The sequence below is a fragment of the Kitasatospora sp. NPDC051984 genome, assembly GCF_044593455.1.
Taxonomy (GTDB): Bacteria; Actinomycetota; Actinomycetes; order Streptomycetales; family Streptomycetaceae; genus Kitasatospora.
This window is the reverse complement of the sequence record NZ_JBIUCB010000023.1, coordinates 80,543-93,426: the sequence shown is the minus strand read 5'-3', so window position 1 is coordinate 93,426 and position 12,884 is coordinate 80,543. Positions and strand designations below refer to the sequence as shown.

Here is a 12,884-nt window from a genome sequence, read left to right as displayed (position 1 = left end):
GCGATCAGCTCCTGAACCTGGCCGTCGGCGTCGCACGCCTCGCACCACGCCCTGATGTCCGCGTCGGACGGCGCCGACTTCCCGGCCTGGAGGCGGGAGGTCTTGGCGGGGTCCCAGCCACACCGGGCCGACAGCTCGTCGCTTCCCCCTGGACCCGACCACTGACCAGCTCACCGATCTCAACCGGCACGCAGGCGCGAGCCGGTGGGCGTTCAACCACGCCCTCGGCTCGAAGGTCGCCGCGAACCGCCAGTGGTGCGCCGCCGTCGACGCCCTGATCGCCGACGGCATGCCGAAGGCGAGCCCGCAAGGCCGTGAAGGTCCCGGAACCGGGCAACCATGCGTCCGACCCGGGCGCGCAGAGGCTGACCGCGCAGCACCGTCACCGCGATGTCGGGGCGGCGGTCCGACCCGGGCGCACAGGGGCTGACCGGTCTCGCTGATCACCCGGCACCTGCTGGCCTCGTCCGGCCCGGGCGCGCAGGGGCTGCTCGCCGGAGAGCATCGCCACACCCCCCTTGGGCGCCAGCGGCCACCTTAGGTCTGCCGCAGCACCCGCTCACACTCTCGACGCCGCACCTCGGCAAACTCGGGCGGGTGCGCTGGTACTCGGAGTCCTCCATCTGCGCGGTGTCAAGGCCGCACAGCGTCACCGGCAGCGGATCCGGCGACACGTCCGGGCAGGCCCCTGCTGCGGCCACTCGGTACCGGAGACCGCTCAGATTCAAGATATCCACCGCCGATGACGACCGTAGCCCCAGCGGCCGCAGACGCCTTTGCCTCAGTCGAGAACTGCGGCAGTTTCCGAACGAGGCAAAGGCGTCTCTCCTTGCGTGCTACATGTTTCTACTGGTCAGGTGGTGCCAAGGATCTGGCCCCAGTCGATCCAGCCCGGGGTAGCGAGGTCGTCGCCGCCGTTGGAGAGTCGGGCCGTGGTGGTGCCATTGGTGACCAGGTAGTCCATCTGGTTGTCGCCGTTGATGTCGGCAAAGTTGACCAGGTTCTGGTTGGTGGTCGTCCCGGTGATGGTCTTCAAACGTAGGAACCAGCCGCCGCGGCCGTCGCCGCCTTGGTTGATGTAGGTGGTGACAGCGGCGTCGTCGTTGATGATGTTGTAGTCGGCCTTTCCGTCGCCGTCCATGTCCGCCATGCGGATCCGGGTACGGTCGCTGGTCATGCCGACGGCGACCTGGCCGAGGCCGTCCCAGCCACCGTTGCTTACGGTGTCGCCTCCCCTGTTCAGGTAGATGCTGGGTGCGCCGTTGTCGTTGAAAATCACGTAGTCGGTCTTCCCGTCGCCGTCCCAGTCGGCGAACCGGACGTGCGCGTAGTCGGCGCTGCCGGTGGTGATCTGGCCAATGCCCTGCCAGCCACCGCCGCCGGGGACGTCGCCGCCCTTGTTCAGGTAGACGCTGACCGCGCTGTTGGAGGTGAAGTACAGGTAGTCCACCCTGCCGTCGCCGTCCCAGTCCGCGAAGCGGACCTTCGCCCGGTCGCTGGTCAAGCCGACGGCGACCTGGCCGAGGTCGGTCCAGCCACCGTGGCCGTCACCGCCATTGTTCAGCTTGACGCTGACCGCACCGTTGTCGGCGATGGTGATCGCGTCCATCAGGCCGTCACCGTTGAAGTCGCCCCAGCGGAGCTTGCCGTCGCCACCGGACTCGGTGCCGGCGGAGTGGCGGCCGTAGCTGAACGACCCGGAGGACCAAATCGCGGTCCCGTCGGCCTTGTAGATCACCAGGTTGCCGTCGGGCTGGAAGAACATGACGTTGCCCGACGTGTCCGTTCCGCTGGCCCACAAAGCCGTGCCGTCGGTGTGGGCGACCTGAGGGTAGGCAACCAGGTTGCCGTCGGCCTGGAGGCTGAGCACAGCGCCGGCCCGGCCTCCGGGTCCCGTCTTCCACGTGCCGTAGCCCGGGCTGCTGATGACAAGCTCGCCGCCATCGAAGCGCATCCGGGCCTTACCCGCCGCCCAAGTGGTGCCGCTCGGGTAGTTGGTGTCGTCACTCGGGAACAGCACGTACCCGGGAGTACCCGACAGCAGCGCCACCTGGCTGGGAGTCAACGCGGTGCCGGCCCAGGTCTGGACATTGGAGACAGAACCCTTGTAGAAGCTCTGTCGGGTGCCGCCGTTGAGGAAGTCTCCGACCCGGAAGCCCTTGGTGAAGCCCGGAACAGCGGTGTGCGTCGTCGAGCTGACCACGATTCCGTTGACGTACAGCGCCATCACGCCGGTGGTGCTGTTGTAGGTCGCGGTCAGGTGCGTCCAGGTGCCCGTCTGGATGGGAACAACGCCGGGGCGCACGCAGTCGAACGACCAGCCGGAGTCGGCCTTCGCCATGCAGAAGGTCCACTGGTGGGTGGTGCTGTCCGGGTAGAGCGTGAAGCCGGAGGTGCTGTTGCCGTCCTGCGAGAGCAGTACGCCGCCCTCTATGTCCGGCTTGGCCCACACCGAGACGGTGAAGCTCTTCGCCACGTCCAGCGCCGGTCCGGTGGTGCTCAGGACACCGGCGGAGGTGCCGTTGAGACGGACGTCGGGGCTGAACAGGTCCTTGGTGCTCCAGGTCGTGCCGGCCTGACCGGTGAGGTTCAGGCTGCCGGTGCGGTCGGCGGCGGTGGTGACGGCCGCACCCTCGGTAACGTTGTCGTTCAGCGCCCAGCTGTGGGTGGCGGTGATCAGGGTCTGGGCGGGCCGGCCGCTGATTGTGGTCCCGTTGAACAGGTTGGCGGAGGCGGCGCCGTTGGCGTCCACGGACCAGAGGTCGAGGGTGCCGTTGCGGTCGATGTCCGCGGCCTGGAGGGTCGGCTTGGCGGCCTTGGTCCAGCCGCTGGAGGCGACCAGGACCGGGGCGGCGGCGTTGCCGAGGGTCATGGCCAGCAGGTTCGCGGAGCTGTAGTAGTACAACTGGCCGCCGGTGTCGTTGCGGGCAAACAAGCCAGGCATGCCGTCGGCGCCGAGGGCGGTGACGATCGTCCAGCCGGCCCAGGTGCCGCTGCCGGTGGGGTTGGTGTCGGAGAGGTCGACCTCGGCGGGGAAGAAGCCGCCGGACATCGCAGTGGTCGGCTGCAGGTAGAGCGATCCGTCAAGGACGCTCAGCAGCGAGGGGAACGGGTTCGGCTCGCCCTGGGCCGCGGTCGTGTAGAGCTGCCCGGCGTTGGCGATCCAGGTGGCCTTCGCGCTGGTCGCAGGTGAGGTGAAGGCGACGGAGGGGACGTTGTTGCTGTCGTAGGGGGAGAGGGCGGAGCCGTCGCCGTTGCCGTAGAGGACCAGGCCGGCGCCGGTGGTCGGGTTGTACTGGAGAACATCGTTGAAGCCGGCGCCGGAGCGGAAGTGGCCGACGATCGCCTGAGTGCCGGTCCAGTCCGCCGGGGACGGGTTGGAGGTGACGATTCCCTTGGTGCCGAGGTTGTCCGCCGCGGTGTTCAGCGACTTGTCCGTGGCGCCGCTGGCGAGCCAGAGACCGGCTGGCAGGGCGGACTTGCCGCCAACTGCCACGAGGTCGGGCAGGCCGTCGCCGGTGAGATCGTTCTCCGGGGCGGTCGCGGCGGGTATCGCGTTGAGTTCGACGACCTCGCTGTCACCGCTGGGATTGCCGCCGGCGGAGAGCGCGGTGACGGTCAGCACGTTGTGCGCGCGGGTCGGCTTGATGGTGACGGTGGCGCTGCCGGACGCGGCGGGGACCGTACTGGGTGCGGCACCGTTGAGCTGGTAGGTGTAGCTCGCGGGGACGCTTCCCACCGGGTTGGCGGAGATGGTCACCTGGGTCGGGGCACCGACCTTGAACGGTCCAGGGCCGATGTTCGCGTTCGGCTTGCCCGGCGAGGTCGGGTCGAAGGTGAACCGGCAGGTGGCGCTGGTGCCGCTGTTGTCCATGCCGTCGCTGGTGGTGACGTTCCAGGAGAACATCGTCGCTGCGCCGCCAGCGGCGGTCACCAAGGTCTGCCTGCTGACCTGGAGTTGTGCCGTCGTGCCCGAGTCGGCCGTCATGTTGTCGACGGTGGACGACGCCACGACAGTGCCGGTGGACGTCTTGACCAGACGGAACGCGACACCGAGGGGACCATTGTCTGGGTCTGACACCGCCGCCCGCAGCACCACGTCACCGTTGCCGACCACGGTCGGGGTGGCTGCGGTGCAGGAGGTCGCCGGCGACGTGGTCAGCGTGCTGGGGGTGTTGGGGACGTGGTTGTACGTCGTCGACATGCGCATCGAGCTGGGCTGGAACTTCTTCCAGCCGTTGCCGTCGGACTCGTTCGTCGCGCGCAGGCCCAGGGTGATGTCGCCCCAGCTGCCGTTGGCCGCGCTCTGCATCACGGACGTGGTGTCGAAACCGACCGAAGCGGCAGGGCACTTGCTGCTGTAGCCGTAGGCGACGTTCTTGGTCGCGCTCTTGGTGGTCCAGCCGGGCTGGTTGTTCCAGGTCGTCGAGGACGAGATGGCGTCCGTCTGCCACAGCTCCACCTCGCTGGCGTCGCAGGACGGCGACCAGGTCTCGGTGGCGTAGAACGTGGACGACCTGACCTGCGCGCCGTAAATGCTGTTGGGCACCGACATCCGCGCGTAGGTCCGGCCTACATAGAAGGGCGACAACCAGTTGTTGTAGCCGACCCGCAGACCCTCGTCGTCCTTCGTGTTCCAGTAACTGGTGGTCTTGAACGCGGAGCTGACGTACGTCCAGCCGAGCGCGGAACCGCCCTTACTAGGCGGATCGGGGGCGAAGGTCGGGTCGAGGTAGAGCGGCCAGACAGTGTTCGTGCCGGAGAGCAGCGCCGGGTCGGGGGTGAGGGTGATGGCGCCCGACGCGTACTCGGCCTTCAGCGGCGCGGTGTGTGCGGTGGCGCCGGGTCCGGCGGCGCTGGAGCGGGCCGGACTGCCGCTGCGGGCGTCCAACAGCTTGCCGTCGGTCGGGTCGGTGACAGTCGGCACCGAGGTGTCGACCGCCGAGTCCCAGACGCCGCGGACGGGCGCGGGCGCGGAGAACGCGACCTTGCCGTGCTTGTCCTTGGCGGTGATGTTGCCGCCCTCGTCGAGGCCCAGGTCGACGCCGGTCGTCCGGGTGGTGAAGGACAGCTTCTTCAGGGCCGGGTTGGCGGCCGCGGCCGCGTCCTTGATGACCAGGACCTCGGAGAAGCCGCCCTGCGGGTCGGCGGTGACCTTCAGGTCGATGCCGGGCAGCAGGCTGTAGGTGGCGGTCGGGCCGTCCAGCACGGGGCTGGGCAGGTTTTCCACCAGCGAGGCGGGGAGGGACATCGACAGTGAGCGGTTACCGCTCTTCATCTCCGCCAGTGGGCCGGAGCCTCCGCCGGAGAGGGTCAGGGCGCTACTGGTCACCTTCGGTGCGATCGAGCCGTCGGCGCGCTTCACCAAGGTGGCGTCCAGCGACTTCCAGCCGCCGTCCTGGAAAGTGCGCACCGGGGTGACGGACTGTTCCAAGGTGAAGCTGCCGTCCGGGTTTGCGGTCAACTGGTCGGTCGGCGTGGTCGCAGCCTGCACCATGACGGCCTTCCCGGAGGCCCGGGCCTGTGAGGACGCCGCCGCCTGCGGGTTGGCAGCCTGGGTTGACGAAGACTGCGGCGTAACGGTGTCCGCCTGCGCAGGTATCGCCGCCGCAGTGAATGTCAATGCTGTCAGCGTCGCGCCCATTGCCGCTGCAAGCACCCGTCTTGGCATGGAAGGTGGCACTAGTTAGCCCCCGCCTTTTCGTTCATCGCGTCAGACATCGGCGGTGTACCGACATCGGGGACGAGGGTCGCACAGCGTGAAGCCCGTGCAAGCCATGGCCTGACGGGTACTCAAAATGTATTGGGCCACTTGCGGCTAATTTGTCCGTCTATGTCGATTACTAGTCAGGTAAAGAGTTCACAAAATGGAGGAGTGGGGCACGGACAGCCGATGACGCAAAGCGGTTGCTCTTGTCATAGTCAGCGCCAAATCCGGCGATGATCATCACGCCGGGTAGTCAGTGCTGCCCTCGCGCAGCCAACCGCCAAAGGTGTGACCGAGTCCATGCTCCGCAGAGCAAAGCGACAAGTCGAAAGACTTGAACCAAATCTGACGCGACGTCAAGTTCAATACCGTAGATGGGCCGGAGGAGTCTCGGCGGCCGCCTTGGTCTCCGCACTGATCGCCTCACCGGCCCAAGCCGCCGACAGTTCCCAACCATGGAAGCCCAGCACGCCCTCCACGGCTGCCGTGAAGGGCATCAAGGACCTCAAGCCCGAGATCACTCAGCAGCCCAGTCGGGCTCAACACACTTACACGCCACGTGCCACGACTTGGCCCAAGGCTTCCAAGGGCACCGCCAGGGTGGCCGTGCCTTCGGAGAAGTCCGACGGCGCCAGGCAGACCGCCATCGGAACACCTGTCTGGCTGCAGGCAACCAAACTCGACCGCGGTGCCTACCATGGCCCGTCGGACATCGATGTGACAGTGCTGGACCACCAGAAGTCCGCCACACTCGGCATCTCCGGCGTGGTGTTCACCGTCGAACCGGCCGGCACCGCTGACAAGGGCAAGGTCCAGGTTGGCATCGACTACTCGGCCTTCGCCGAGGCCTACGGCGGAAACTACAGCTCCCGCCTCCAACTCGTCACCCTGCCAGCCTGTGCGCTGACCACACCCGAGGTGGCGTCCTGCCGTGTGCAGACCCTGCTCCCGACCCAGCGGGACGCCAAAGCCTCCAGCGTATCGGCGGAGGTCGAACTCTCCTCAACGTCCGGTACGCAGGTCTTGGCCGCGACCGACTCCGGCGACCAAGGCGGCGGCCCTACGGGCAACTACGCTGCCAGCTCACTGTCACCGGCGGGGTCATGGACAGGTGGCAGCGCGGGCGGGTCCTTCGCCTATAAGTACCCGATCCAAACGCCTGCTGCCACGACGTCGCTGACGCCCGATGTCGGACTCGCATACGACTCGGCGTCCGTGGACGGCAAGACCGCCTCCACCCAGGCGCAGTCCTCCTGGGTGGGTGACGGCTGGTCGACCCCGGACTCCTTCATCGAGCAGACCTTCACCTCCTGCGCCGACAAGCCCGAGGGCACCGCATCGCCCTCCGAGACCAACGACCAGTGCTACGCAGGGCCGATTCTGACTCTCTCACTGAACGGCTCGTCGACCGCTCTGGTCTGGGACTCCGGGAAGAACACCTGGAAGCCACAGAACGACAACGGCGAGATCATCAGCCACGTCACCGGTTCCAACAACGGCACCGGCACCTACAACACCGACTACTGGACGGTCACCGACCGCTCCGGCACGGTGTACTACTTCGGGCGCAACCAGCTGCCGGGCTGGAGCTCCGGCAAGCCGGTCACCAACTCGGTCGACTCGGTGCCGGTGTACTCCTCGCACCCGGGCGACCCGTGCTACAACGCTGCCGGGTTCAACTCCTCGGCCTGCACCATGGCCTACAAGTGGCACCTGGACTACGTCAAGGACGTCCGCAGCCAGGCCATGTCCTACTGGTACACGCAGGACACCAACTACTACGGGCAGAACAAGGGCGCGTCGAACACCAAGTACGTCCGCGACTCCTACCTGTCCCGCATCGACTACGGCTTCCTCGACAATGGCGCCTTCGGCACCGTCCCGGACCAGGTGCACTTCGTCACCGACTCGCGCTGCGTGGCCGCCGCCTGTGACCCCATCTCGTCCTCGAACGCCGGCGAGCAGTACCCGGACGTGCCGTTCGACCTGGTCTGCAACAGCGGTGCGACCTGCACCTCGAAATCGCCGTCGTTCTTCTCGACCGTCCGACTGAAGCAGATCGTCACCAAGCAGTACTCGACGGCCACTTCGAAGCCCGAGGCGGTCGACACCTATGACCTGGCGCAGACCGAGCCGCCGACCGGTGACGGCACCTCATCAACCCTGTGGCTGGCCTCGATCACCCGCACAGGCAACGACACCACAGCCGGCGGATCGGGCCCGGTCACGCTCCGGCCCGTGGTCTTCGGCGGCACCACGATGAAGAACCGGGTGAACACCACCGACTTCCCCGGCATGTACCGCTACCGCCTGACCTCGATCACCTCCGAGCTCGGCGGACTGACCGGCATCAGCTATGGCCAGCCGAACCCGTGCACCGCGGCCTACGTCGCCTCCGCGAACGCCTCCACCAACACCAACTCCTGCTACCCCGTGAGCTGGACGCCGAAGTTCTACACCGAGCCGGTCACCGACTGGTTCCAGAAATACGCCGTCACCGAGATCCGGGAGACCGACCAGACCGGCCAGGCAGCCACCAAAGTCACCTCCTACGAGTACGGCGGCGGCGCGGCCTGGCACTACGACGACAACGAGGTCGTGCAGGCCAAGTACCGCACCTGGGGCCAGTTCCGCGGCTACGCCGACGTCACCACCTGGGTGGGCAACGGCACCAGCGACCGTCGGACCAAGCAGAAGACCAGCTACTACCGCGGCATGGACGAGGACTGGCTGTCGTCCACCTCCACCCGGTCCGTCTCCCTGACGGACTCCCAGGGCGCCACCCACGCGGACAGCGACCAGCTGTCGGGTGCGGTGCTGGAGAGCACGGTCTACAAGGGCGACGGCGGCGCGGTCGACCGGCTGTCCATCACCTCGTACTGGGTGTCCGATGCCGCCGCGACCCGTAACCGCACCGGACTGCCAGCACTCACCGCGAGAACGGTGAGGACGGCCGAGAGCTACGACCGACAGGCCGTCACCTCCGTGCAGCCCACTGCCTGGCGCACGACGGAGACGAACAGTACCTACGTCTCGGACCGAGCTGACGCCAACTTCGGCCTACTGAAGGCCACTTACTCGCACACCGTACCGGCGGACCCCGCCTACGACCGGTGCACCACCTATACCTACGCTCCGGCGAACACCGGGCTCAACCTGGTGGGCCTGGTCGCCTCGCAGGAGACGGTGTCGGTGGCCTGCGGTGGCTTCACCGAGGGCGGAAAGGCCTCGGCCCCAGCTGGCTACAACACGCTGACCGCCCCCGCCACGGTCAACCGGCCCGCGCAGGTGCAGTCCGCGACCCGGACGTTCTACGACGACGCGCAGTTCGGGACCGGGTTCCCGCAGACCAGCGCGCCCACAGTCGGCAACGTCACCATGACGCAGACCGCGTCCGACTACACCGGGGGTGCCTACACCTGGCAGACCGGAGCGCGCACCACGTACGACACGTACGGACGTCCGCTCGTGATCAAGGACGCGAACGGCGGCTCGACCACGACGGCGTACACCGTCAACAGCGTCGGGCTGACCACCGGGACCACGGTCACCAACGCCAAGAACCAGACCGTCAAGTCGGCGATGGCACCGGCTCGTGGTCTGACCGTGTCGGCGACCGACGCCAACAACATCAACGTCACCAGCCAGTCCGACGCGCTCGGCCGGCTCACCGGGGTGTGGACGCAGTCCCGCAAGACGTCGGAGCCGGCCAACCTCAAGTTCGGCTACACCGTCTCCAACACTGGCCTGTCCGGAACGACGACGGACAAGCTCAACGACGCTCTGCAGTACGTCACTTCGTTCACCATCTACGACTCCCTCGGCCGTGTCCGGCAAACCCAGTCGCCGACCCCGCAGGGCGGCCGACTGATCACCGAATCGTTCTTCGACTCCCACGGCTGGGTCACCAAGGCAAACAAGGCCTTCTGGGACCCGGACCACCTCTCTACGATGGCACTCGCCACGGATGCCCTGGACCAGTTGGTCCCGACTCAGGAGCTCACCACCTACGACGGCCTCGGGCGTGCTGTGCGCGTGGATTCGGTCGATCGCACGGTGGTCAAGGAGAGCACGGTCACCGTTTACGGTGGTGACCGCACCACGGTGATCCCGCCGGACGGGGCCACGGTCAAGACGACCGTCACCGACCCGCTCGGCCGCACCGTCGAACTCGACGACTACACCGCGCGTCCCACCGTGACCGCGCCGGCCGACACCTTCACCGGCAACTACACGGTGACCGGCGGCACCAGCCAGGCGATCACCTACGGCTTCGACGGCCACGGCAGGCAGAACACCGTCACCGCCGCCGGCTCCACCTGGACCAGCACGTACAACCTGCTCGGCCAGGTCACCGGCAAGAACGACCCCGACGCCGGTGCCAGCACGATGAAGTACGACGCCGTAGGCAACCTGATCCAGTCCACCGATTCGCGTGGGAGAAGTGTCAGTTACAGCTACGACGCGCTGAATCGCAAGACCGGAGCATTCGCCTCCGCGGTGACCGCGCAGTCGGACGCCACCCGGACCGCTTCCTGGGTGTTCGACAACGACAACAACGCCGTTGCCGGAATGACCAACCCCATCGGCCAGACCACCACGGTGACGTCCTACGCCAACGGCGCCGCCTACGAGACGCAGTCCTCGGGCTTCAACGTCTTCGGCGCGCCCCTAGGTGAGACGGTCAAGATCCCGGACGCCGAGGGCACCGTGCTCGGCGGCAAGTCGTACGCGTTCACGCACACGTACACCACTACCGCGGGCCTGCCCTACACCGACACCTACCCCAACGGAAACGGCCTGCCAGCCGAGACCGTGATGCATACGTACAAGACCGATCTCGACCTGCCGAACGGGCTCGCCACCGGCAGCTACACGTACACCCAGGCCACGTACTACGACGCCTACAGCCGGGTCTCGCAGTCGCAGATCGGCAGTCCCACACTCGGATATGGCGTCATCACCAACTCCTACGACAAGCACACCGGTCGGCTGAACGAACAACTCGTCCAGCGGGGCACCAGCACGGTCGCCCCGAGCGACGTCGACCGCCAGCACTACGACTACGACCAGTCCGGCAACACCATCCGGCAGGTCTCCACCCGCCTCGGTGCGACCTCCGAGACGCAGTGCTTCACCTACGACCAGCTCGACCGCCTCACCCAGGCGTGGACCGCCACCGACTCCTGCGCGGCCGCTCCCACCAAGGCAGCACACACGCAGGTCGGCGACGCGATCACCGGCGGCGCCTACTGGACCGACTGGGCCTTCGACGCCCTCGGCAACCGCACCAGCCAGGTGGAACACTCCACCACCAACGGCGCCGATGCCACCACCACCTACACCTACAACGAGAACGGAAAGAACCAGCCCCACACCCTGACCTCCGCCACTGGCGGCACCAGCCTCGACTACGACACCGCGGGCAACGCCACCAAGCGCGTCACCGCCGCGAGCGGCACCCAGAACCTGACCTGGGATGACGCAGGCCTCCTCACTTCCATCAAAAACGCCACGGCAGGCGACAGCACCTATATCTACGACGCCGGCGGCCAGGTCCTGCTTCAGAAGGACCCGGGAAGCACGATCCTCTACCTGCCCGGACAGCAGTTCACGCTCAACACCGGGACCAGTGCCGTCTCCGGCACCCGCTACCTCCCGCTGCCCGGCGGTGGCAACCTCGTCCGTACCGGCAGCCTGACCAACTACCGGTTCGAGATCGCGGACCCGCACGGCACCGCCGGCCTGATCCTCGACCGAACATGCCAGACCCCCACCTGGCGCCAGTTCACCCCCTACGGCGCCCCGCGCGGCACCGCCTCCAGCTGGCCCGACAACCGAGGATTCCTCAACGCGCCAGATTCTCAGGACACCGGACTGACCAGCCTCGGCGCCCGCCAGTACGACCCCACAACGGGTCGATTCATCAGCATCGACCCGCTCTTCACGCCTACTGACGCTCAGCAACTCAGCGGCTACAACTATGCAGAAAGCAACCCTGTAACTTTCAGTGACCCAACCGGCCTTGTCGTTTGGGACCCCGAATCTGGCTACTCGGGGGGAAGTTTTGAACAAATCAAGGAGCAGGCCGAAAAATCATCCAGCACACCGCGCTATTCTCGAATTAATGCGCCAAAGCTCTACTATCCCCCAAAGGGATTTAACCAAGCCCAGATCAACCAGTCCGACGGCGGCTACGACCAAGCAATGAGGGTGTATGAAGAATACATGAGGAAGAATTTCTTCAAAAATAGCGATTTCACGCTCATGCTTACCCAAGTGGACATGGAGTGGGAAAACGGCTTGACAGTGCCACGAACAGTGGGGTTTGTCAGTAAGAACGGCCTAGAGGGCTCGCCCGACCTAATGAAGTCACTGACTAATCTCGGCGTCACGCTTTACAAGGCTCCAGAGGCATCAAAGAGCGACCCCGGGGGCCATGCCGAATTTGCCGCCAGCGCGTTTCGAGAAGACGAGGTTGAGCAAAAGTCCACATTCAAGGGGAGGCTAATCCGCGTAAACACGGCAATCATGAACATATACTCATGCCAGCAGGGGTGTGCCGACAACTTCGCAAAGTTCATAGGTGATCCTAGCTTGAAATTCACCGGGAAGAACATCGACAAGGACACTGCTTCAATAGCATACATTAACGGGAAGGTCATAGGAAAGGCCGAAATGGACAAATATAGAAAGGAAAACAACGCTGTCGGCACAGCACTCAAGATAGGCAATATGATGAGGATTACAACGAGAGGCGGTGGAAATAGAGGAACCACGCACTGAGTCGAAATTAAGCATCCCATGGTGTTGCAAATTGACACCATGGGATGCTATATTACTTTGGGACTATGGAGGCTGCATGGAATCTGGAATTGAAATAAGGGAAGTAACGGTTTGCGAGGCCCATCCGGGCACCGTTTGGCCGATCCTTCTTGGCGGTTCACCCGATGGAGATTTGTTGCTTTTTTCTGCATCTGCGGGTGGCGGGGGAATTCGCAGATGGGATCCATCCACTGGCCGCCTGATTGTTCAGTACCCCGAGAGCGACGTTGGCGTCAATGGACTGAGTCTTATTTGCGCGAGTGGGGCAAACATAATTGCAGCAGCCACTCAAGACGGAGTATTCTGCTGGGACGTTGCATCGGGGAGTAGAATCCTAGGACCGAGCTGGCTG

The 12,884-nt window shown here is 65.7% G+C and carries 3 protein-coding genes; 2 read left to right on the top strand and 1 reads right to left on the bottom strand.

All coding sequences use genetic code 11. The annotated features are described in order from the left end of the window. Positions 1-148 precede the first annotated feature (148 nt). Positions 149-430, top strand: a complete 282-nt coding sequence (locus tag ACIHEI_RS30925; protein WP_396609047.1) for a helix-turn-helix domain-containing protein — start codon at positions 149-151, stop codon at positions 428-430. Positions 431-853: 423 nt separating this feature from the next. On the opposite strand, the gene ACIHEI_RS30920 is transcribed toward ACIHEI_RS30925, so the two are convergent. Further along, the gene (locus tag ACIHEI_RS30920) at positions 854-5,497 is read right to left on the bottom strand and encodes an FG-GAP-like repeat-containing protein (RefSeq protein ID WP_396609026.1); all 4,644 of its coding nucleotides are present in this window, start codon (positions 5,495-5,497) and stop codon (positions 854-856) included. A 612-nt stretch (positions 5,498-6,109) separates the two neighbouring features. Between ACIHEI_RS30920 and ACIHEI_RS30915 the strand changes: the two genes are divergently transcribed. Continuing rightward, on the top strand, positions 6,110-12,493 hold the full coding sequence (locus ACIHEI_RS30915; RefSeq protein WP_396609025.1) for an RHS repeat-associated core domain-containing protein: 6,384 nt from the start codon (positions 6,110-6,112) through the stop codon (positions 12,491-12,493). The last annotated feature ends 391 nt before the right edge of the window (positions 12,494-12,884 follow it).